The following is a 20,544-nucleotide window of genomic DNA, read 5'->3' on the forward strand; positions in this document are numbered from 1 at the left end:
AGAGGATCAGATTAGGGGGCTGAGGCGCTGATCGATGCAGAGCACGTAATCGACGGCACTGGAGTGCTCCACCATCACAGCCACGGTGCGGCAGGGTTGGCCAGTGGCCAGGCTGATGTAGCTGTCGGTGATGTATTGCTTCAGGCCCGTATCGCGCAGGCTGAAGAAGTACTCCTTGTTGGCGTGGTCCGTGCCCTGCTGGGCGGGCATGAACAGACGGCTGCCGGCGGGGCGGATGCCCTGACCCAGGTGGGTGTGGCTGATCTGCAGGCCCTCACCATCGAGGGCATAGGCCGCTTCGACCATGGCGTTGCCGCTCACCCAGTGGGCCAGAACGGTGTCGAAGACCGCCGGTGCCCTGTGACGGAGGACGTCACAGCCTGTGCGGGCCAGATTGAGCAGGTCCAGGCCCTCCTTGCGCCGGGCCTGGATCGCGGCCACGGCCTTGGACCGTTGCCGACGGGAGGCTTCCTTGAGCATGGGTTGCAGGGCCGCCAGATGCAGGTCGGCGGTGGGCTTGGCCCGGGCCAGGTGGAAGCCTTGGAACAATTCCGCCCCGAGGGCAGCACAGGTGTCGAGTTCGGCTTGGGTTTCAACTCCTTCGGCCAACACAAGGCAGCCGATGGTTTTTCCGAGCAGGACCAGGGACTTTACTGTTTCTTGTTTGAAGAAGCTGCGGTCAACGCTGGCGACCAGACTGCGATCCAACTTGATGATGTGGGGCCGCAATTCGGCGATGCGCGGCAGGTTGCTGTAGCCGGAACCCATGTCGTCGAGGGCGATCAAGAAACCCATCTCCCGGTGACGTTCGACAAAGCGTTTGAGGGTGACCGTGTCACTGGTTTGTGTTTCGTTGAGCTCGATCACGATGTCGCTTGGATCGAGTCCTTCGGCCAGGACGGCGGCGAGCAGGGCGCCCGAGCCTTCTGCCCTTTCGTCGATCAGCGAGGTCTCGATGTTCAGGAAGAGAAAGGGACGCAGGGAGCGGGGCAGATGCAGGCCCCGGTACTCCTCCATGGCCCGGGCGCGGCAGCGGCGATCGAGCTCCAGCAGCCGACCGGCCTGGCGGGCTTTGGCGAAGAGCTGGCCGACGCTCGTGTGTCCCGGGCGCACGAGGGCTTCGAGGCCGACAACGGTTGACTGTTTAAGGGAAACGATTGGTTGAAAATGAATGGACAGCTCGTTCCCTGGCAGGCTCCAAGGGTCCTCTATCGCCATGAGCATGGGCTTTGCGTCATCCATATCATTCAGGCCAGACGGTTGAATCAGCGCAGTCTGCCAAGGTTTTTGACCAATTTCTTGCGGGAGGGGGTGATGGTGAATGTTGCGCGATTCAGCCGAACGTCAGGCATGAATTCAGCGCCGCTGCAGGAAGTCAAAGGAGAACAACCTTAGTGGTCAAAAGAAGGGTTCAGGTGTCGGATCGCACTGAATCAAGGGTTGGCGGCTTCGACGTTTCGTCGCGGGAGCCCGCCCTGAGGTGACGGCAGGCGTGCTCCGCCGGGGTGAGGGCCTGGCCGCCGGCACCACAAGCGCGACCTTCGGGAGCAGTGGACCGTTCATCGACGACGCAGATGGGGCCCTTCTTCTGCTGGTTGAAGGTGAAGACCAGAGGCAGGTCGCCCACCGGCTGGTCACCATCGGCGATGCACCACTCCATCCCGCGCTCGGTTTGCCGGGGAGGTTGCCTCCACCGGGGAGCGTTCGTGCGTGTGTTCGTAGACGATGGTGAAATCGTCGGTATACCCTCCCACCAGCGACCTCAGCCGATCGCGCCGCTCGGGCCCGACGGTCCCCGGTTGCATCGGATCCGGTGTCAGCGCGACGCGAGATGGTCCTCGACCATCGGTGCCAGGGCTGAGGCATGGGTGAACGCCAGGTCGTGGTCGGCGCCGGCGATCACGCGCAACCGTGCCCGGGGCAGCAGCGCCTCCAGCCGGCGTCCGACACTCAACGGGCTGATCGGATCGGCGTCCCCCCATACCAGCAAGGTGGGGACCTGGAGTCTGGGCAGGAGCGGCGTCAGATCGGTGGAGGCCTCAGCGAACCAGGGGGGAGCCGCGGGGTGGTTGGCGCTGAAGGCTGGCCGCCAATCCACGGCGCCATGGCAGGTCCGATCCAGGCCACCTGAGGTGACGGTCAAGACCAGGTGCGTGATGGCCGCCGGTTGCTCCAGGGCAGCCCGCAGGGCGATCACCCCACCCATGGACTGGGCGATCAGGGCCGTGGGTCGATCCATGGCTCCTGTGACCAGGGCGACCAGGTCACCCAGACCGTTGAAGAAGGGATCCGGCGGCGTCGGGCCGAAGCCAGGCCAGCCCAGGATCCTGCGCTCGGCCGGATGGCTGAGCCGCTGGACCAGCGGTTGCCAAAACGCCAGGCTGCCGGAGGCCCCAGCCAGAAACAGCAGCTGGGCCGGTGTCTTCGCTCCTGGGGCCGGCAGGTTCTCCACCTAAAGCAGCCCCCGGGCGCGCACGAAGGCCTGCAGCATCGACCACGACCCGAGCATGACCTTCAGGGCCATCACGGTGTTGAGCAGCGGGATCCAACCACCGCTGGCGATACTGCCGAAGCGGCCCCCCGGCAGGTCGAGGCCCTCCAGGCCCACCGCGGCCAAGGCAAGGAAGGCCAGCACCGAGCCCTTCTCCCAGCGGTCGGCGCGGCTGCGGCGTTGCAGCCGCTCCAGGGTGCTGGCGGAGCCGGTGATCAGCAGCAGGCCGATCGCCGTGCCCCCCGCCACGCCAGAGGCAAAGCCTCCCCCCGGGGAGAGGTGGCCGCGGAGGGCCAGCTCCACCGCCACCAGGGCGGCCACCGTGGCCCCCAGGCGGCAAAGGACACCCACGGCGGGATCGCCCAGGGCGCGCACCGGGCCGGCGTCAGGCTCCTCCTGGAGCATCCAGCTCACCCCCAGGGCCGCCAGGGTGAACACCACCACTTCGGCGATGGTGTCGTAGAGACGGGTGTGCAGAATCACCCCCGAGACCACATTGGGGGCCCCCGTCTGGGCGAGGAGGGCGTTGATCAGCGCCGCTGCCTGGCGCGGTTCGACCAGTGGCAGTCCCAGGGGGGCGAGCACGGGCACCGCGGCGGCGAGGCTCAGCAGCAGAACCTTGGGTTTCATGGTTGCGGCTCCCCTGGGGCGATCGTTCCGCCCAGGCCCCGCCAGGCCTCGGCCCCGGCGAGGGTCTGCAGGTCGTGGTTCAAGTCGCTGGAGGCCAGATGCAGCTGGCGGCCCCCCACCAGCTGGCCATGCAGGCGCAGGCGTTCGGGATCGCTCCCAGGCTCCAGGGTCACCAGTTCCAGCCCCAGCTGGGCTTCAGCCAGCCACTGGCGCAACACCGTTTCATCCCCCTCGCTGAGGGAGTGATCGGGCGCCAGGCCCAGCCGCAGCACCATCGACGAGCGCAGCGCCACGGCATAGAGCACCGTGGCCAGCAGCGTCCCCACCAGCGCTTCGGTGAGGGCCACATCGGCCGCGCCCATCAGGGCATACACCAGTGCGGCCACGGCCCCGAGCATCCCCCTCAGCACCAGGGCCTGGGCGGGACGGCGCTGGCTCACGGTGAGCAGTGCCGTGAGCGGCAGCAACGCCGCGAGCGGCAGCAGCAGGGTCGTCCCGTTCATGGTTCGCGGCGCCCGGGGGGCAGCGGCGGCTGTGCTGCCAGCACGTAACCCAGGAGGGCGTTCCAGATCAGCAGCATCGCCAGGGCCAGCAGCAGCAGGGGCCATTGGCGCGGACCCCGGAGCAGCAGGCCCAGAAGGATCAGGGCGGAGCCGAGAGTGTCGGCCACGGTAAGGCTGTGGAGTTTCACCAGGAGCGCAGCGCGCCCGAGCAGAGGCGCCGTGCCCCAGAGCCAGAACAGGGCCCCCAGGCCCAGGGCGAGGGCGCTGAGCAGGTTCATCGGGAGTCCTCCCGCAGGAGCCGCACCAGCAGCACCAGGCCGCCGTTGCCCACCGCCAGCACGGTCACGCCGACCTGCACCAGCATCGGGTCGGCCCGCTGCACCCCGACCACCAGCATCAGCACCGCCGCTTTGGTGGAGAGGCTGGCCCAGGCGGCCAGCTGTTCGCCGATCGGGCCCGGCCGCGTGGCCGCCAGGATCGGAATCAGCAGGCCTACGACCAGAACGGCCACCAGCAGGTTCAGGATCATCGCTGCCTTCCTCCCTTGCCCCGCTGGGTCGGTCCTGGCCGCCGCCGATGCACGCGGTAGTGGCGCCCATCGCTCTCCAGCCCCAGCACCAGGGTGAAGGGGGTGACGGAAAGGCGGAAGATCTCCAGGGCGATCACCAGATCTGAACCTTCGGCCTGACTGGGCTCGCGCACCAAGCCGTTGAGCGGCTGGCGGGCCAGCATCAAACGGAAGGCTTCGCCATAGGCCTGGGGAATGGCGACCAGGGCCTGGCCCAGGGCAGCCAGGAAGGCCCCCAGGGGCAGGGTCCTTCGGCGGTGGGGCAGCAGCAGGGCAACCGCCAGGCCAAGGCCGAGATTGAGGGGGCTCAGGTCACTGGTGAGCAGGCACCAGAGCGTCAGGCGCAGGGCCGTGGTCAGCAGCAGGACCGGCAGAGCGGCCGGGAGGGGGGGGATGGGCGTCGTCATCGGGACAGCCCCAGCACCAGGGCGGCCGCCAGCAGCACCAGGGCCGCCAGCAGGTCGTCGAGCCCCTCCAAGGATGGCAGGCCCCAGGGCCTACGGCGGGTCTCCAGCCACCGCTCGAGGCCGACGCCGGCCGCCACCGTGGCGCCTGTTTTCAGGAGCGGCCATCCCAGGCCATCGTTGGCCAGGGCGTCCCAGGCCGGGCGGACCCAGGGACAGAGGTTGAGGAGCAGCAGGGCGGCCGCCAGCAGCAGTGCCCCCAGGGACCAGCTTCCCATCCCTGCTGTCGGATCGGCTTCACCCTCCTTGGGCGTGCCCAGTCCCAGCACGGGCGCTCCCCAGAGCCGGGCGTAGACCGCCACGGTGCCCACCCCCACCAAGGCCACCCAAGGCTCCAGGGGGCCAAGGGCCCCCTTCTCCAGGGCGCCCTTGGCGGCGAACCCCAGCAGTGGGGGCACGCCGGCAATGGAGCCGGAGGCGAGCAGCAGGGGAACGGCGGTGGCGGCCGCCAGGGGGCGCTGGCGCCAAGCGCGGAGGTCAGGGCTGGGGACGCCGCGGGCGCTGAGAAACAGGGCCGCCTTGGCCAGGCCATGGGCCAGGGCCAGCAGGGCCCCCGTCGCCGGCCAGAGCACCACCAATCCCATCTGGGACAGGGTGCTCCAGGCCAGGAGTCGGCGCAGGTCGGTTTCGGCCAGGGCAAAGACGACCCCGAGGCCGGCGCAGAGGACCCCCAGCCCCTGCAGCACAGGCACCAGGGGCGGCGTGAGCGCCGCCAGCCGCAGCAGCGGCGCCACCCCGGCGCTGACCACCGCCCCCGAGAGCAACGCCGACACCGCCAGGGGGGCCTGGGCGTTGGTGCGTGGCAGCCAGAGCCCCGCCAGGAACAGCTCCCCCTTGCTCACCAGAGCCCCCACCAGCAGGGCCAGAGGGACCCCTCCGGCCAGGGGCGCCGCCCCCAGGGCAAACGTGCCCTGCTGCAGGTAGACCAGCCCGGCCCCGATCAGAAAGAGCAGCATCACCGTGTTGCTGAGCAGGCCGTAGCGCAGCGCGAGCCAGAGGTCGCGCTCGTCGTTGCCCAGGGCCAGCAGCAGCATCACCGCTACGCCCACCAACTCCAAAGCGACGTAGATCGAGATCAGATCCACTGCCACGACCGCTGAATTCAGCGCCCCCAGCAGCACCAGTGCCAGGAGGGGCAGCCGGCCTTTTGGAGGCTCCGGGGACGGTCCGCCGGTGGGATCCCCTCCCGGGTCCGCGCCATCGAGAACCACGGCGGCCACCACCAGGCCGTTGACCAGCAGAAAGGGGGCGGCCAGGGCATCCGGCTGCAGCACCACCCCCAGGGGCCCCAGCAGGGGCAGGCTTTCGGGCACCCAGCCGGCGGAGATGGCCGCGGCCATGGCCACGGTCGCGGCGCTGGTGAGCAGCGTCAGGGGCCGGCCCTGGTGGGGGGCCAGGGCGGTGATGAAGGCCGCCAGGAAGGGGACCAGCAGCCAGGCGATGGCAGCGGCGATCATGTCGGCGCGTCGGGGCCAAGGGTGAGCCGATCGAGCCGGGCCGTGTCCAGGCGGGGATCGAGGCGGGCCAGACGGGTGGTCGCCACCAGCAGCAGCGCCTGCACCGAGAAGCCGATCACGATGCCCGTGAGAATGACCGCCTGGGGGATCGGGTCGGCCCAGGCCCCGTCGCCAACGGCCGCGGGGGTGTCGGTGCTGAGGATCGGGGTGCGCAGGCCGCTGCGGGCGGCGATCAGCACGAACAGGCTGATCACGCCGGTGCCCATCACATCCATGGCCAGCACCTTCAGCAGCAGGTTGCGCCGCAGCAGCAAGCCCAGCAGACCGATCAGCACGGTGAGCAGCACCAGTGCCTCGAGCACCCGGAACGGATCCATGGCAGCGGTCGCGGGCGGAAGCTGACTTTAGGGAGGGTGCCGGGAATCCCAGGGGGCCGCAGGTCCCGCTGGAGCCGCCCGATCAGCGCAGCCACAAGGGCAGTCCCATCAGCAGGACGCAGCTGATCGCCAACGCCAGCGGGTTGGTGAGAAACCATGGGATCAGCGTCAGCAGCAGTCCACAGAGCAGGGCGGCGGTGTGGCCCTGTTTGCGCCCGTAGAGCACGTAGGCGCCGCCGATCAGGCTCACCATCAGCCCCACGAACAGGGAGGTGGCGTCGTTGGTCATGGCGCTGACCCCGGAGCGCTTGGACTCTGCAGGGGGCGGTAGTGGTTGGTCACCAGCAGCTGGCCATCGCTCCAGGTGCGCACGCGGAGATGGCCCGCCGCTGTCGCCGGTTCGCGCTCGAAGCGCAGCTCCCGCAGGGGCAGGGGGTCCGCTGCGCGCAGGCGACCGATCAGCTCTCCCTCGGTGAGCAGGCACTCCAGCACCAGCTCCTGGCCGTGGGGGTTGCCCAGCCGCAGATCGCGGGAGCCCCAGGCGACGGTGGCATCGGCCCCCAGGGGCGTGAAGCGCTCGCCATCGCCGTAGACATCGACGCTGTGGGCATGGCGCTCGACCACTTCCAAGCCCGCCAGCAGGCCCAGGTGATAGAGCAGCCCCGAGAGTTGGCAGAGGCCACCGCCCACCTGGGTCACCAATTGGCCGTTCACCAGGTTGCGGCCCCGCCGGTAGCCGCGTCGGGCGGAGGGGCGGCCGAGGGCCCGCCAGAACGACCAGGTGGTGGCGGGCCCCAGGCGCGAACCATTGAGGCGTTCAAGCGCCAGCTCCAGGTTGGCGCGTTTGTTCAGCAGCCATTCGCCGGGCATCAGCGGCTGGCGGATCTCCGCCCGTGGCGGTGCCGCCAGCTCCAGCGGGTGGTGGCCGTGGCTGAACACCAGCCCTTCGCGTCGGTCCCGCCATTGCCGCCGGAGCTGCAGCAGCTCCTGGCGCAGGGCAAGGGGCAGGCGGCGGCGCAGGGGAGTGCCCATGGCGAGGACCGCAGCAACCGGTCAAGGCTGGCATGGCTGGACGGGTTCAGGCCCCCAGGTACGCCTCGCTCTGGTGCTCGCTCCAACTCAAGGGGCTGAGGACGCGGCTGAGGCCGGTGGCCAGGGCCGAGGCCAGCAGCAGGAGGGAGAGGAGCTCGGGGTTGCCCTGAAGGGTGAACACGAACAGCGCGCAGAACAGGGGGGTGCGGCTGGCACCGCTGAACAGGGCGGCGGCACCGATCGCGATCAAGGCGGCCTGGTCGGGGGCACTGAGACCTTGCACCCAGGGGGCCACCACCACCGCCCCGAGGGTCATGGTGTCGTGCATCAAGCCGCCGGGGGCGCCGAGGGCGATGCTGAACAGGGAGGCGAGCAGCCGCGGCAGGGCGGCCCACCAGGGGGTGTCGGCTCGCCCTGTCAGCGCCGGACCGAGGCTGAGGGAGCCGTCGTTGAGGCTCAGGCCGCCACTGACCACGGCCAGCAGGGCCAGCCCTCCCCCCAGGGCCAGGGCGGTGGGCCAGAGGCGGGAGCGCAGGCGCTGGCCCAGCTGATCAGCCAGCGGGATCAGCAACCGCACGAAGGCGACCCCCACCAGGGCGCAGGCGGCGGTGACCAGCAGGGCCCAGGGCCAGAGCTGGGGTCGCAATCCCCCGATCAGGAAGGTCTGCAGCCGGGCCGGCTGCCCCAGGTCGGTGCCGACGAGCGTCCCGATGCCCGCCAGCGCCAGGGTGGGGAGCACCAGGGAGATGCCTTTGGTGGCACTGAGCTCCTCCAGGGCATAGGTGACTCCCAGCAACGGCGAGCGGAAGGCGGCCCCCAGTCCGGCGCCACCGCCGATCGCCGCCAGCAGGGCCGGCGAAAAGGCCGCCAGCGGGGCCAGTCGCGAACGCAGGGCCAGCAGCACCGTGGCTCCCAGGGCCGCCGAGGGGGATTCGATACCCAGTGTCAGACCGGAAACGTGGGTGAGCAGCAGCAGCGGTAGCCGCGTCAGCTGCACGCTCGGCGTGAGGCTTGCCAAGGCGCGCTGCCGCTGGCTGCTGGGCAGATCGCTGTGCTGCAGGGCCAGCAGCCCCCCCAACCCCCCGCCTCGGCCGGTGGCCAGGGGACCCCAGGCCAGGGCAAGGAACAGGGGCGTTCCCAGCAGGGGCAGGGCCACCAGGGCCAGGGGCCAGGACCGTGCCGTGCCCATGGGCCAGAGGGCCTGGAGCTGGAACCCCAGTTCGGAGATCCATTGGAGTGGCACCTCCAGGAGCCCGATCAGCAGCCCACAGCCCAGCAGGGTGAGCAGGCGCGAGAGGGCGAGGGTCATGGAGTTGGTCGGCGGGGCTCAGATCGGTCCGCTGAGCACCATGGGCCCCTGCGGCGCCGTGCCATTGGGATCACGCTCCAGGCTGACACTCACCCCCTTGGCCAGGCTGGTGGGCAGGGTCGGGATCAGCATCGCCACATGGCCCTGGGCCGTCGGCACGAAGGCGACGCAGCCCACCTTGTGACCGTCCACGTTAGCCCAGAGCCTGTACACATGGCCGGGGGGCGCCGGCGGCAGATCGTTGAGCATCAGGACGTTGTGGGTGGTGTTACCCGTCACCAGCACCTCTCCGTTCGCCGGGGCGCCCGGGGCCATCGCCGTGAGCGGCATCTGGCGGTGGGCGGTCGGAACGGCGGCGCCCTGTGGTTCCCTCCGTTGGCCCGACAACTGGTCCTGCACCTGGGCCAGCTGGGTGCGGGTCTGCTGCAGCTCCACCCCCAGGATCAGGAGGCCCAGCCCCAGCAGGGCCGGCACCAGCCAGGGGAGCCGGCGCCGGACGGGCGCCGTCGGTGCGAGCAGCCGCTGGCGCAGTCGGGCCGGGGGCGAGGCCGTGGTCGGCAGGGCCAGGGGCAACAGTTCGAGGGTGGTGCGGAACTGATCCAGTCGGTGGCGCAGTTCGGGCTGCTCCCGCAACAGGGAGGCCAAGCGCTCCCGCTCATCGGTATCCAGGTCGCCGAGGGCGTGGCCGGCAAGCAGAACGTCGCGATCGTCCCCAGGGGAGGAGCGGTGGTTGTCGTTGGCGTTCATGGTTCGCTCCGAAAGTCGATGAGCAATTCCCGCAGGCGGATCAGGCCCTGGCGGGAGCGGGTCTTGACGGTGCCGAGCGGCAACTGCAGCTGCGCGCCGATCGCCGACTGGCTCAGACCCTCGTAGTAAGCCAGCTCCAGCACCTGACGCTGGTTGGCAGGTATCGACTCCAGCGCCAGCTTGACCCGGCGAGCCAGGTCGTCCGTTTCCGCCTGCTCGTGGGGGCTGGGCACGGCGGCGGGAAACAACTGTGACGACCAGCGTTGCACCAGTCGCCAGCGGTTCTGCCGCTGCTGCAGACGATTGAGGGCCATCGAACGGGTCAGCAGCAGCAGAAAGGCCAGCACCGGACCGCGGGAGGGGTCGTAGCGGTCCTGCTGCCAGTAGCGCAGGAAGACGTCATGGGTGAGGTCTTCCGCCTCCTGGCTGGAGCGGCACAGCCGCAGGGCCAGGCGGTAGACGGGACCGCCGCAGGCGTCATAGAGACCAGCCAGGTCGCGGAGGTCGCCGGGCTCGCCGTTCGCGAGGCTCCCCGATCGCCGTTGGGCGGGGGCATCGGATTCGGGGGGAGTCACTCCCACTGGGCGTGCCGCGCGCAGATCGTCAAGGCAGATACCGATGGGGCGGCCGATCGGATTGGGCCGGGGCGCTGCTCCAGAGCGCGCCCGCCAGCACCAGAGCGAGACCCAGCACAGCCTGGGGGCTGAGTGGTTCATGGAGCAGCAGGGCGGCGCTGACCACGGCCACCGGCAGCGACAGGCTGCCCCAGAGCGACACCATGGCGACGCTGCTGTGGCGATAGGCCAGGCGCAGGCAGAGTTCGCGCCCCAGGCTCAGAACGACGGCGTAGACACCGATCACACCCAGCACCCACCACAGCTGCAGCAACAGGAAATGGTGGGGTCCGAACAGCACCAGGGCGATCAGAGCGAAGACCAGGGCGGTGAGCAGGGAGGGCACCCCCACACTCACGGCCACCGGCCAGCCGCGGCCGGCGATCGTCCGCCCCGTGACCGCGGCCGAGCTGAAGGCCGCCACCCCCACAAGCGCCCAGCCGATCCCCACCCGATCATCCATGGGCCCGCCCATGGCCGCCGAGGCCACCTGGGGCAGCAGTAGCCCGGCAGCGATCAGGCCGAGGCTGAGGGCGAAGCCCCGGGGCAGGGGCTCCCCCAGGAGCCAGCGGGCCAGCAGGGCGGAGAGCGGCAGCACCAGCGCGAACAGAAGCGTCTGGCTGACGACCGAGAGCGACTGCAGGGCCAGGTAGTAGGCGATCGGACCGAGGAACAGACCCAGGCCAGCGTCGAGGGCCAGCAGGCAGCGGTCGGCGGCGCCCAGGGCGGCCAGCTCCCGGGGCAGCGTCTGCCGGGCGGGCAGCAGGGCCACCAGACCCACCACCAGCTGGGAGAAGAAGAAGACGTTGCAGAAGCTGATCGGATTCTCACCGTTCACCAGGTGACTGGCTCCGGCCAGCTGCAGACCCTTCAGCGCCGTGGCGTCGAGACCCCGCAACAGCACGTAGAGGAGCAACGCCACCAGACCGAATCTGCCGGACGTGGCAGGGCGCAATCCGAACGGTCCGGTCATCGGTAGTAGGGGGCAAGGAGCCGATCAACCTTGAGTCGAGTCACCTCGGATCAAGGCTTTCGCCCTTCCCTCACTCTTTGAATCAATCATGGCCCACGCCAACCGTTCCCTGACCAAGAGCCTTGCCCTGGCCCTGATCGGCGCCTCCGCGCTCAGCGGTGCCGCACTCCACGCCGAGTCCATGTCCAAGCCGGAGGGTGGCGCGATGATGGCCCCGGCCGCGATGGTCCAAGGCACGTTCCGCAAGGCGGAAGCGCCCGTCAGCGGAGGCTTCGCGATCAAGAAGCAGGGGAGCGGCAAGGTGCTTGTCCTGAGCAGCGATTTCAAGACCAACGACATGGCCCCGGATCTGAAGGTGATCTTCAGCCCCTCCACCACCCCTCTGGCCAGCACCAAAGCCCCCGGCTTCCCGCTCAAGCCCGGTAGCTACACGATCCTGGCGTCGCTGAAATCCAGCTCCGGTGCGCAGACTTACGCAATCCCCGCCTCGGTCGATCTGAAGGCCCAGGGATCGGTGCTGATCTGGTGCAAGAAGTTCAACGCCACCATGGCCTGGGCGCCCCTGAAGCCCTGAACAACCCATGTTGCAGACCGTCGATTGGCTCTGGTTGTTGCACCCCGCCCTGGCGGTGGTGCTCGTCTACCCCCTGCTCGGCATGGTGCTGCGGTTGGCGCAGCAGACCCGTGACCGGCGCCTCAACCAGGCCAAGCTGCCGCCCACCGTGGGGCGCGACCATGCCGACCTAGGCCAGTGGTTGGCGACGTCGGTGGTGGCCATCGTGCTGATCGCCCTGGGGGTGGTGATCGCCACCAAGCACCCCCTCGGCGCCTTTGAAGGCGGACCGTTCCGGTTGCTGCTCCTGCTCCTGGTGCTGGCCGGATCGGTGGGAGCGCTGGTGGCCCTGGGCCGCGTCAAACAGCCGCTGTACCGGGCCACCTTTGCGTTGCTCTGCTGGGCGGGCGTGCTCGCCCTGGGGATGCAGCCGGAGGTGTTCCGCCTCAGTGACAACCCCTTCAGCCTCGCCTTCTGGCAATCCCACTTCTGGGGCGGGGCCGGCCTCACCGGGCTGATGCTGTTCTCGGTGGCCTGCCGCCCCGAGATCCACAAGCACCTGCGCTGGCGGCGGTGGCATCTCAGCGCCAATGTGCTGGCGGCCCTGATCTTCCTGGCCCAGGGGATCAGCGGGCCCCGGGATCTGCTCGAGATTCCGCTCGGCTGGCAGAAGCCGGCCGTCTACGCCTGTGATTTCCAGGCCCAGCGCTGTCCCACCCCCGCGCCTTCGGCCGCTCCTTAAGGGTTCATCCCGACCGCCGGATTCATGTCCTTCCGTTCGCCGGCTCCTTCGATGGCCCGCCGCCGCCATTGGCAGTCCCTGGGTGTTCAGCACAGCCCCTGGCAGCGGCTCTGGCGTCAGCCGGTGTCGATGGTGATGCGGATGCCCTGGCCGCTGTTCTTCCTGGCGATGACCGGGCTGTATCTGGCCGAATTGGTGGTCTTCACCCTGGCCTTTCAGCTGGATGCCGGCCACCTGGAGGGCATGGGGGCGATGGGCCTGCCAGCCAGCCTGGTCTTTGCCCTGCAGAACCTGTTCAGCGCCAGCTTCCGCGCCGCCGAGTTGACCTCGGGCTATGGCCTCGCCGTGGCCGCCCTCGAACGGCTGGTGGGGTTGCTCACCAACGCGATGGTGACCGGCCTGTTCTTTCTGCGCTTCACCCGGGTGGACGCGCCGCTCACCTTCAGCCGGGCCCTTTGCCTGAGCTCCTGGTCCGGCGGGCACCTCAGCTGCCGCTTCGTCACCCGGGACCCCAGCCACTGGCTGAAGGTGTCCTACGGGATGTTCCTCTTCCTCGATGAGGAAATCGAACCCGGAGTGGTGCAGCGGCGCGTCGAGCCGCTGCCGGTGCTCAACGGCCAGACCCCCCAGCTGCAGGTCACGGCGGTGATCAGTCACCGGCTCTCACCGGACAGCCCGCTGCGGCGGCTGGGCCTGGATGGGCTGCAGCGGGCCAACGGGCTGCTGATGGTGCAGGTGGAGGGCACCGACGCGGTGACCGGAGCCCCGCTGTTGCAGATCAACGCCTACCGCCCCGCCGACATCCGCGTGGGCGAGGTGTTCGCCGATCTGGTCAGCCTCGACGCCTCCGGGCGCCGCCAGGTGGACCTCGACGCCCTCGATTGCACCCACCCCCTCATCCACCCATGACCCTGCTGCTCCTGGCCTATCTGGGGGGTGTGCTCACCCTGCTGAGTGCCTGCATTCTTCCAGTGCTCCCCTTCGTGTTCGCCCGCGCGGGCGAGCCGTTCCTGACCCATGGCCTGCCCCTGCTGGGGGGCATGGCGCTGGGTTTTGCGTCCGTGGGGTCGCTCGCCGCCGTTGCCGGTGGCTGGGCCGTCCAGGCCAGTCAGTTCGGGCGCGCTGGAGCCCTGCTGCTGATGGCGCTGTTCGGGCTGTCGCTGCTGTTTCCTCCCCTGGCTGGGCGCCTGGGTCGGCCCCTGGTCCGGCTGGGGGAGCGCCTGTCGTGGCGTGCAGAGGCGGGGGGCAGCCCCGGGCGCCCAGTGGGCTCTTCGCTGCTGCTCGGCGTGGCCGTGGGTCTGCTCTGGGCCCCCTGCGCCGGTCCGATCCTGGGCCTGATCCTCACCGGTGCCGTGGTGGGGGGCGCCGGCGTCCGGACACCCCTGCTGCTGCTTGCCTACGGCCTCGGTGCCGCCAGCTCCCTGGCGCTGGTGCTGCTGGCCGGCGGGAGGCTGGCGGCGGCCCTGAAGCGCACGGCGGCGGCCACTGCCTGGATCCGCCGGGGCCTGGGCGGTGCCGTGTTGGTGGCCGTGGGCGTGATCGCCCTGGGGCTGGAGCAGGCCTCGCTGGCTCGCTTTGCGTTTGCCGACACCGGTCCGCTGGAGCGGGCGCTGCTGGCACAGGTTCAGCCCGCTGGCAGTGGCCAGAAGCCGCCCGGAACCGCCAGCAACCTGCCGGTGCTGGGCACCCTGCCACCCTTCCCCAAGGGGTCCGCCTGGCTCCATTCCCCGCCGCTGAGCCGCGATCAGCTCTGGGGCAAGGTGGTGCTGATCGACATCTGGACCTACTCCTGCATCAACTGCGTGCGGACCCTTCCCCATGTGCGGGCCTGGGCGCAGAAGTACAAGGACCACGGTCTTGTCGTGATCGGTGTGCACACGCCGGAATTCGCCTTCGAGCGCGACCTCGCCAACGTGCGCGAGGCCTCGAAGCGCCTTGGGGTGAGCTATCCGGTGGTGATCGACAACGACTACGCGATCTGGAAGGCGTTCAACAACAGCTACTGGCCCGCCTTTTATTTCATCGACGCCCAGGGGCGCATCCGGGCCACCCATTTCGGAGAAGGCGCCTACGACCGATCGGAGCGGGTCATCCAGAGCCTGCTGCGGGAAGCCGGCCAGACCAACGTTCCCGGCGGCCTGGTGCAGCCCGGGGTCTCCTGAGGCCGCCGTGTGGTTCGGGGGCTTCGCCATGATCGGGTGATGCAGGATTCATCCCCCCGGCTCAGCCACCTCAACCATCGCGGCGAGGTGCACATGGTGGAGGTGGGCGATCGACCCGCCACCGACCGCCGGGCCGTGGCCGAGGGGTTCATCGTGATCGCAGCGCCGGTGCTGGAGTCGATCCTCTCGGGCACCGCCGCCAAGGGCGATGTGCTGGCGGTGGCGCGGGTGGCGGCGATCCAGGCGGCCAAGCGCACCTGGGAGCTGATCCCCCTCTGCCATCCGATCGCCCTCTCCGGCCTGGAGGTGCGGATCGAACCCGCCGATGATGGCTCCGGCCTGCGCCTGGAGGCCACGGCCCGCACCACCGGCCCCACGGGGGTGGAAATGGAGGCGCTCACCGCTGTGCAGGTGGGTCTGCTCACCCTCTACGACATGGTCAAATCCGCCGATCCGGCGATGACGATCGGACCCGTGCGGCTGCTGCGCAAGGAGGGTGGGCGCCATGGGGTGTGGGAGTCGCCCACCAGCGGGCGCGCCTGAACCGATGGCCGCGACCCCACCGCTCTCCTCTGTTTCTTCGGAACCCTTTCCCGCCGAGGGTCTGCCCCTGGGGGAGGCGCGCCGCCTCATTCTCGAAGCCCTGCAGCCCTTGGGCGGCAGCGAGCACCTGAGCCTGGCGGAGGCCCTGGGCCGGGTGAGCGCCGAACCCGCGCTCGCCCGCGAGGCGGTGCCGGGGTTTCGGGCCTCGATCATGGATGGCTATGCCCTGGCCGATGCCGGGGTGCCGGCGTTGGGGCAGAGCTGGCGCCTGGTGGGGCGCTCGGCCCCGGGGGCTCCCTATGCCGGCGTGTTGGCGGCGGGGGAGGCGATCCGCATCCTCACCGGTGCGCCCCTGCCGGAGGGGGCCCGGCGGGTGCTGCCCCAGGAGCTGGTGGAGCGGGAGGAGTCCGCGTTTCTGCGTCTGGGCCGTCCGGCGGGGCCGAACCCCTGGATCCGCGCTGCTGAGGAGGAGGCCGCAGCAGGCCAGGAGCTGCTGGCGGCGGGGGAGCGGCTCGGGGTGGCCGACCTGGCGCGCCTGGCTGGTTGCGGTGTGGCGGAGTTGGCGGTGCGTCCCCGCCCCCGCATTGGTCTGCTGATCAGTGGCGATGAGCTGGTGGCGCCCGGAACGCCCCGCGCTCTGGGGTGCATCTGGGAGAGCAATGGCACCCTGCTGGAGGCCCTGCTGAGGCGGCTGGGCTACGGCGTCAGCGAGCGGCGCGTGGTGGCCGATGATCCCGGCGCCCTGCGCCAGGCCCTGATCGAGTTGGCGGCGTCCAGTGACGTGGTGGTGAGCACCGGCGGCGTGTCGGCGGGCGACAGCGACTGGATTCGTTCGCTCGTGGCGGAGCTGGGGCAGGTGGCCTTCTGGAAGTTGTTTCTCAAACCGGGTCGCCCCTTCGCCTGGGGCCAGGTGCAGGGGCGGCCGTTCTTCGGTCTGCCGGGCAACCCCGTGGCGGCGGCGATCACGGCGTTGCAGCTGCTCTGGCCGGCGCTGCAGCGGCTGGAGGGGGCCGAGATTCAGCTGCTGCCACGGCTGAAGGTGCATCTGGCGGCGGATCTCAACCGCGGCCCCGGCCGCCCGGAACTGGCCCGGGCGCGGCTGCAGGTGGGAGCGGATGGGGGCTTGCTGGCGCTGGTGGAGGGCAGCCAGGCCTCCTCGCGGCTGGGGTCGCTGCAGGGGGCCGACCTGCTGCTGGAGATCCCCGCCGAAGCGGGAAACCTGGCGGCAGGCACGGAACTGTGGGCCCAGCTGCTGCGGCTGCCGATCTTTTAGGAGCCGTTCAGAACGGCGTGTTGCCCTCCACCCAGGTGCCCACGCCGCCGCTCCATTCTCGCTTCCAGAATGGCGCCTCGTGCTTGAGCGCCTCCAGCAGCTCCTGGGCGCAGCGCTGGGCGGGGCCGCGGCGGTCGGCGGCCACAGTGACCAGCACGATCGCTTCACTGGGTCGCACCCGCCCGACGCGGTGGGCCAGGCGCACACGGCTCACCCCGTGGCGCTCCGCCAGTTCCTGGGCCAGGTCCTGCAGGCGCCGTTCGCTCATGCCCGGGTAGTGCTCCAGCTCCAACGCCTCCAGGGCCGTGCCATCGGCGGCCACAGGGCGCACGCGGCCGATGAAGTGGCTCTCGGCTGCCGCCAGGGGCGCCAGGGCCTGGGCGGCGAGCTCCCAGGCCGCCAGCAGCTCCAGGGGCTCGAACGGCTCCGGGTGCAGGCTGATCAGCAGCTCGGCGGGGAGGTCCATCAGCCGCCGCTGATCGGGGGCAAAAAAGCCAGCTCATCGCCGGCCCTGAGCTGCGCATCGGCGACGGCGAACTGCTGGTTGATGGCGATTCGCAGCGGGGCGGGCAGCGGGATCGGCCCCAGCCCCAGCCGCTCCCAGATCTCGGCAGCGCTGACGACACCCTCCCCCAGGGGCACGGTCCGCTCGCCCCAGCCGGCCTGCTCCCGCAACCGCGCGAACAGGCGCACAGTGATGGTGGGGGTGGCCTCGGGGGCGGGCATCACGGGGAGCTGGCTTCGATGAGCCTGGCACCTCCTGCCCAACGCCGGTTGAGCCGCCCGACGCTCGTGTCTAGGGTCGGGCACCAGCCAGCGCCGCCGTGGGCCTTGCGATCGCCCTGCTCACTATCTCCGATCGCCGCAGTGCCGATCCTGAGCTGGCCGACCCCTCCGGCGATGCCCTCGAGCAGCGCCTGGGCGCGGCGGGCCATCAACTGCTGGAGCGTTGCCGTGTTCCCGACGATCGCTACCGGGTGCGCGCCGAGCTCAGCCGCTGGATCGCTGACCCCGCCGTGCAGGTGGTGATCAGCTCAGGCGGCACCGGCCTCACCGGCCGCGACGGCACCCCGGAGGCGGTGGCGCCCCTGCTCGACAAGACGATCGAGGGCTTCGGCGAACTGTTCCGGGTGCTGTCGTTTGAGACCATCGGCACCAGCAGCCTGCAGAGCCGTTGCCTCGCCGGGGTGGCCAATGGCACGGTGATCTTCGTGTTGCCCGGTTCCCTCGATGCCGTCACCACCGCCTGGGATCGGCTGATCGGCGCCCAGCTGGAGGCCACCACGGTTCCGTGCAATCTGGTGCAGCTGCTGCCGCGGCTGCGGGAGTCGCCGCACCGGCCGGCCTGATCAGCCATGGAGCCTTCCACCTGGCTGCTGGCGGCCCTGGCCGCCGTGGCCTTTCTCTATGCCGGCGTCGGCCATGCCGGCGCCTCCGGCTACATCGCTGTGCTGGCCCTGGCGGGATTCAGCGCCGCTGAAATCCGCCCCCTGGCGCTGGTGCTCAATGTGCTGGTGGCGGGCCTGGCCAGTTGGCAGTTCATCGGCGCGGGCCACTTCCGCCGCGCCGTGTTCCTGCCCCTGGCGCTGGCCTCGGTGCCCGCCGCCCTGGTGGGGGGGATGGTGGCCCTGCCGGGCCCCCTGCTGCAACGGCTGATCGGAGTGGTGCTGCTGCTGTCCGCCTGGCGGTTGCTGCGGCCGGCGCTGCCGGAACCGTCCGCCGGGGCCGTGCCGGGGCCGCTGGGTCTGGGGCTCACCGGCGGCCTGCTCGGCCTGCTGGCCGGCCTTACCGGCACGGGCGGCGGCATCTTCCTCACGCCGTTGCTGATCCTGCGGGGCTGGCTGGCGCCGCGCCAGGCGGCGGCGATCTCGGCGCCATTCATCCTGGTCAACTCCCTGGCGGGACTGACGGGGTTGTTGATTGCCAGGGGGCCCGCCGCGCTGCCTTCCCTTGCCCTGGTGGGGCCGATGGCCCTGGCGGTGGCGCTGGCCGGGGCCCTGGGGGCCTACGGCGGCAGCCGGCGCTTCAGCCCCCTCTGGATCCGGCGCCTGCTGGCGCTGGTGCTGGTGGTGGCCAGCGGCAAGCTGCTGGGCCTGGGGGGATGAACGGGGCGTTGGCTGGGCTCAGAGCCCTGCGAACCATTCGTAGCCCTGGTCTTCCCAGGTGCCGCGCCGCTCCCCCAGGGTCGCTGTCACCCGCAACCCGGTGACCCATTTGCTCTGCTTGTAGCCCAGCTTGATCGGCGCCGCCAGCCGCACCGGGGCGCCGTTCGCTGCGGGCAAGGGAGCCCCGTTCATGTGCGTGGCCAGCAGGGTCTGGGGGTGCAGGGCCGAGGCCAGATCCCAGCTCTCGAAGTAGCTGTCGGCCGAATCAATCAGCACGTAGCCGCCCAGGGGCGAGAGCTGCGCCAGCCGCAGCACATCCGCCAGGCGCACCCCCGACCAGGCCACCACCGCCGCCCAGCCCTCCACGCACACATGGCGCATCACGCAGCTGTGCTGGGGCAGGGCGGCGACGGCCTCCAGATCGAGGCTCAGGGGGCGCCCCACCAGCCCCTTCACCTGCAGGCGGTAGCGCGCCGGATCCAGCCGGGGGGTGCCGTTGAAGCTGTTCACCAGCAGGGCGGCGGGCTCCACCTGATCGGGCCGGAATTCAGGCACTGGGCCCTGGCCCTGGAGCAGGGCTTCGAGGCGCTCGTTCAGGGGCTGGGTGGCGTTGCCCACCGCTTCGCTGAGGCCGTTCAGGGCGCAGCCCCCCAAAAAGAGGGAGGAGCTGCCCCCGAGGCCCAGGCCGAGGAGCTGACGCCGGTTCATAGGGACATCGCCCGCAGCAGGCGCAGGCCGCCGACGCGCCAGCTCAACACCACATGCGCCACCACCAGCAGCACCATGGCCGGGATCGTGGCCAGGTGACTCACCCGCAGCGCCTGCCAGCTGCTCACCCCGAGCGGTTCAGCGAAGGCGAACAGGCTGGTGAGCCACCAGAACTGGGCCGGTTTGACCATCGCCAGGCCACTGATCAGGCTGAAGGCCAGCACGATCAGCATCAGGGTGTAGACGATCCGGTGGGCCGAGAGCCGCCGCCTTGGCGCACTGGCGCTGGCCTTCAAGGCGGTGAGATCGCCGAGTTCCCCCAGGCGCCGGCGGCGCCGCTGGATCAGCAGGGCCAGCCAGAGGCCCAGGTTGAGGGCGTAGAGGCCCATGAAGCCGAAGTGCCAGTCGCGGCCGCCCGCCAGCCAGCCGCCGAGGGTGAACAGATCCGGCACGACGGCTCCGCCGCGGCCCCCGAAGACGGGGTTGGCGTTGTAGATCTGCAGGCCGCTGGCGGCCATCACCAACAGCACCACCAGGTTGAAGCCGTGGAAGGCCCGGGTCCAGAGCGGGTGGTGGGGCTGGCGGGCGGAGGTGTGAGCCATCTCAGAGCGCCATCGCCGGGTACAGGGCCCGCAGCCGCGCCAGCTTCGGCTGGTCGTGGACCACGATGTAGGGGTGGAAGGGGTTCCGTGCCATGAAGTTCTGGTGGTAGGCCTCGGCGGGGTAGAAGGCCTGCAGGGGCACCACCTGGGTGACGATCGGCTGCGGGAAGCGGCGGGCGCGGCTGAGTTGGCTGATCGTGTCTAGGGCCATGCGCCTTTGCTCCGGGTTGGCGGTGAAGATCGCCGAGCGGTACTGGGGGCCCTGGTCGGGGCCCTGGCGGTTGAGCTGGGTCGGATCGTGGGCGACCTTGAAGTAGATCGACAGCAACTGACCGTAGGAGATCCGCCGGGGATCGAAGCGGATCCGAACCGCCTCGGCATGGCCGCTGCGGCCGCTGCTGACCGTGTCGTAGCTGGCCTCCGAGCGGCTGCCTCCGGCGTAGCCGGACATCACCTCGCGCACGCCCTTGACGTGCTCGAACACGCCCTCCACCCCCCAGAAGCAGCCCCCCGCCAGCACGGCGGTCTGCAGCGGTGGTGGTGGGGGCGTCGCCGCCCTTGCGGCGCCCAGGGAAGGCGGCATCAGGGCGAGGAGGGCCGTCAGCAGGGCAGTGAAGTGTGGACGCATAGAAGCTGCGGGGCGTGATGCAGGGAATACCCGTGAACGCCCGGATCGGATGGGGGAATCCTC

The 20,544-nt window shown here is 70.3% G+C and carries 29 protein-coding genes; 8 read left to right on the forward strand and 21 right to left on the reverse strand.

Annotated elements, in window-relative coordinates; all coding sequences use genetic code 11:
* Positions 1 to 6: 6 nt before the first annotated feature.
* From KBY88_RS03530 to KBY88_RS03605, 16 genes are all read right to left on the reverse strand, one after another.
* On the reverse strand, positions 7 to 1,242 hold the full coding sequence (locus KBY88_RS03530; RefSeq protein WP_315858095.1) for an EAL domain-containing protein: 1,236 nt from the start codon (positions 1,240 to 1,242) through the stop codon (positions 7 to 9).
* A gap of 169 nt (positions 1,243 to 1,411) precedes the next feature.
* The gene (locus KBY88_RS03535; RefSeq protein ID WP_254938537.1) at positions 1,412 to 1,660 is read right to left on the reverse strand and encodes a hypothetical protein; all 249 of its coding nucleotides are present in this window, start codon (positions 1,658 to 1,660) and stop codon (positions 1,412 to 1,414) included.
* Between the two features lie 156 nt (positions 1,661 to 1,816).
* Positions 1,817 to 2,452 carry an alpha/beta fold hydrolase gene (locus KBY88_RS03540; protein WP_254938538.1) on the reverse strand — a complete coding sequence of 212 codons (636 nt, stop codon included), beginning with the start codon at positions 2,450 to 2,452 and terminating at the stop codon, positions 1,817 to 1,819.
* Positions 2,453 to 3,121: a Na(+)/H(+) antiporter subunit B gene (locus KBY88_RS03545; protein ID WP_254938539.1), complete on the reverse strand. Its 669-nt coding sequence runs from the start codon at positions 3,119 to 3,121 to the stop codon at positions 2,453 to 2,455.
* Positions 3,118 to 3,624, reverse strand: a complete 507-nt coding sequence (locus KBY88_RS03550; protein ID WP_254938540.1) for a hydrogenase subunit MbhD domain-containing protein — start codon at positions 3,622 to 3,624, stop codon at positions 3,118 to 3,120. The genes KBY88_RS03545 and KBY88_RS03550 overlap by 4 nt, the downstream gene beginning before the upstream one ends.
* Positions 3,621 to 3,902 (reverse strand): monovalent cation/H(+) antiporter subunit G, encoded by a 282-nt coding sequence (locus tag KBY88_RS03555; RefSeq protein ID WP_254938541.1) that lies wholly within the window; start codon positions 3,900 to 3,902, stop codon positions 3,621 to 3,623. Before KBY88_RS03555 ends, KBY88_RS03550 begins: the two co-directional genes overlap by 4 nt.
* Positions 3,899 to 4,153 (reverse strand): hypothetical protein, encoded by a 255-nt coding sequence (locus KBY88_RS03560; protein WP_254938542.1) that lies wholly within the window; start codon positions 4,151 to 4,153, stop codon positions 3,899 to 3,901. The genes KBY88_RS03555 and KBY88_RS03560 overlap by 4 nt, the downstream gene beginning before the upstream one ends.
* Positions 4,150 to 4,599, reverse strand: a complete 450-nt coding sequence (locus KBY88_RS03565; protein ID WP_254938543.1) for a Na+/H+ antiporter subunit E — start codon at positions 4,597 to 4,599, stop codon at positions 4,150 to 4,152. The genes KBY88_RS03560 and KBY88_RS03565 overlap by 4 nt, the downstream gene beginning before the upstream one ends.
* A complete protein-coding gene (locus KBY88_RS03570; protein WP_254938544.1) occupies positions 4,596 to 6,113 on the reverse strand; it encodes a proton-conducting transporter transmembrane domain-containing protein in 1,518 nt (505 codons plus the stop codon). Before KBY88_RS03570 ends, KBY88_RS03565 begins: the two co-directional genes overlap by 4 nt.
* Complete coding sequence (locus tag KBY88_RS03575) at positions 6,110 to 6,490, reverse strand: NADH-quinone oxidoreductase subunit K (protein ID WP_254938545.1); 381 nt, start codon at positions 6,488 to 6,490, stop codon at positions 6,110 to 6,112. Before KBY88_RS03575 ends, KBY88_RS03570 begins: the two co-directional genes overlap by 4 nt.
* Positions 6,491 to 6,572: 82 nt before the next feature.
* Complete coding sequence (locus KBY88_RS03580; protein WP_254938546.1) at positions 6,573 to 6,779, reverse strand: hypothetical protein; 207 nt, start codon at positions 6,777 to 6,779, stop codon at positions 6,573 to 6,575.
* Positions 6,776 to 7,522, reverse strand: coding sequence for a VanW family protein (locus KBY88_RS03585; protein WP_254938547.1), 747 nt, complete (start codon positions 7,520 to 7,522; stop codon positions 6,776 to 6,778). The genes KBY88_RS03580 and KBY88_RS03585 overlap by 4 nt, the downstream gene beginning before the upstream one ends.
* Positions 7,523 to 7,568: 46 nt before the next feature.
* On the reverse strand, positions 7,569 to 8,831 hold the full coding sequence (locus tag KBY88_RS03590) for a chloride channel protein (RefSeq protein ID WP_254938548.1): 1,263 nt from the start codon (positions 8,829 to 8,831) through the stop codon (positions 7,569 to 7,571).
* 18 nt (positions 8,832 to 8,849) lie between these two features.
* A complete protein-coding gene (locus KBY88_RS03595) occupies positions 8,850 to 9,578 on the reverse strand; it encodes an anti-sigma factor domain-containing protein (protein ID WP_254938549.1) in 729 nt (242 codons plus the stop codon).
* Positions 9,575 to 10,153 carry a sigma-70 family RNA polymerase sigma factor gene (locus KBY88_RS03600; RefSeq protein ID WP_254938550.1) on the reverse strand — a complete coding sequence of 193 codons (579 nt, stop codon included), beginning with the start codon at positions 10,151 to 10,153 and terminating at the stop codon, positions 9,575 to 9,577. The genes KBY88_RS03595 and KBY88_RS03600 overlap by 4 nt, the downstream gene beginning before the upstream one ends.
* A 28-nt stretch (positions 10,154 to 10,181) precedes the next feature.
* A complete protein-coding gene (locus KBY88_RS03605; protein ID WP_254938551.1) occupies positions 10,182 to 11,114 on the reverse strand; it encodes a DMT family transporter in 933 nt (310 codons plus the stop codon).
* Between the two features lie 139 nt (positions 11,115 to 11,253).
* Between KBY88_RS03605 and KBY88_RS03610 the strand changes: the two genes are divergently transcribed.
* From KBY88_RS03610 to KBY88_RS03635, 6 genes are read left to right on the forward strand one after another with little or no spacing between them, the layout of a single operon-like run.
* The gene (locus KBY88_RS03610) at positions 11,254 to 11,739 is read left to right on the forward strand and encodes a DM13 domain-containing protein (protein ID WP_254938552.1); all 486 of its coding nucleotides are present in this window, start codon (positions 11,254 to 11,256) and stop codon (positions 11,737 to 11,739) included.
* 10 nt (positions 11,740 to 11,749) lie between these two features.
* Entirely contained in the window at positions 11,750 to 12,460 is a 711-nt protein-coding gene (locus KBY88_RS03615) for a DUF4079 domain-containing protein (protein WP_254938817.1), read from the forward strand.
* A gap of 24 nt (positions 12,461 to 12,484) precedes the next feature.
* Positions 12,485 to 13,369, forward strand: coding sequence for a hypothetical protein (locus tag KBY88_RS03620; RefSeq protein ID WP_254938553.1), 885 nt, complete (start codon positions 12,485 to 12,487; stop codon positions 13,367 to 13,369).
* On the forward strand, positions 13,366 to 14,622 hold the full coding sequence (locus KBY88_RS03625; protein WP_254938554.1) for a cytochrome c biogenesis protein DipZ: 1,257 nt from the start codon (positions 13,366 to 13,368) through the stop codon (positions 14,620 to 14,622). Before KBY88_RS03620 ends, KBY88_RS03625 begins: the two co-directional genes overlap by 4 nt.
* A gap of 39 nt (positions 14,623 to 14,661) precedes the next feature.
* Complete coding sequence (moaC, locus tag KBY88_RS03630; protein WP_254938555.1) at positions 14,662 to 15,165, forward strand: cyclic pyranopterin monophosphate synthase MoaC; 504 nt, start codon at positions 14,662 to 14,664, stop codon at positions 15,163 to 15,165.
* A gap of 4 nt (positions 15,166 to 15,169) precedes the next feature.
* Positions 15,170 to 16,438, forward strand: a complete 1,269-nt coding sequence (locus KBY88_RS03635; protein WP_254938556.1) for a molybdopterin molybdotransferase MoeA — start codon at positions 15,170 to 15,172, stop codon at positions 16,436 to 16,438.
* Between the two features lie 7 nt (positions 16,439 to 16,445).
* Here the strand turns inward: KBY88_RS03635 and KBY88_RS03640 are convergent, their stop codons facing one another.
* Both KBY88_RS03640 and KBY88_RS03645 read right to left on the reverse strand, forming a co-directional pair.
* Positions 16,446 to 16,904 (reverse strand): molybdopterin synthase catalytic subunit, encoded by a 459-nt coding sequence (locus KBY88_RS03640; protein ID WP_254938557.1) that lies wholly within the window; start codon positions 16,902 to 16,904, stop codon positions 16,446 to 16,448.
* Positions 16,904 to 17,164, reverse strand: coding sequence for a MoaD/ThiS family protein (locus KBY88_RS03645; RefSeq protein WP_254938558.1), 261 nt, complete (start codon positions 17,162 to 17,164; stop codon positions 16,904 to 16,906). Before KBY88_RS03645 ends, KBY88_RS03640 begins: the two co-directional genes overlap by 1 nt.
* A gap of 98 nt (positions 17,165 to 17,262) precedes the next feature.
* On the opposite strand from KBY88_RS03645, the gene moaB reads away from it, so the two are divergent.
* Together moaB and KBY88_RS03655 are read left to right on the forward strand one after the other, a co-directional pair.
* Positions 17,263 to 17,787: a molybdenum cofactor biosynthesis protein B gene (moaB, locus tag KBY88_RS03650; protein ID WP_254938559.1), complete on the forward strand. Its 525-nt coding sequence runs from the start codon at positions 17,263 to 17,265 to the stop codon at positions 17,785 to 17,787.
* Positions 17,788 to 17,793: 6 nt separating this feature from the next.
* Entirely contained in the window at positions 17,794 to 18,543 is a 750-nt protein-coding gene (locus KBY88_RS03655; RefSeq protein ID WP_254938560.1) for a sulfite exporter TauE/SafE family protein, read from the forward strand.
* A gap of 18 nt (positions 18,544 to 18,561) precedes the next feature.
* Here the strand turns inward: KBY88_RS03655 and KBY88_RS03660 are convergent, their stop codons facing one another.
* From KBY88_RS03660 to msrA, 3 genes are read right to left on the reverse strand one after another with little or no spacing between them, the layout of a single operon-like run.
* Entirely contained in the window at positions 18,562 to 19,251 is a 690-nt protein-coding gene (locus tag KBY88_RS03660) for a molybdopterin-dependent oxidoreductase (RefSeq protein WP_254938561.1), read from the reverse strand.
* A complete protein-coding gene (locus KBY88_RS03665) occupies positions 19,248 to 19,853 on the reverse strand; it encodes a cytochrome b/b6 domain-containing protein (protein WP_254938562.1) in 606 nt (201 codons plus the stop codon). The genes KBY88_RS03660 and KBY88_RS03665 overlap by 4 nt, the downstream gene beginning before the upstream one ends.
* A 1-nt stretch (position 19,854) precedes the next feature.
* Positions 19,855 to 20,481 (reverse strand): peptide-methionine (S)-S-oxide reductase MsrA, encoded by a 627-nt coding sequence (gene msrA, locus KBY88_RS03670; RefSeq protein WP_254938563.1) that lies wholly within the window; start codon positions 20,479 to 20,481, stop codon positions 19,855 to 19,857.
* Positions 20,482 to 20,544 lie beyond the last annotated feature (63 nt).

Origin of the sequence: Cyanobium sp. Morenito 9A2 (assembly GCF_024345575.1) — a bacterium.
In the GTDB taxonomy this organism is placed as follows: domain Bacteria; phylum Cyanobacteriota; class Cyanobacteriia; order PCC-6307; family Cyanobiaceae; genus ATX-6F1.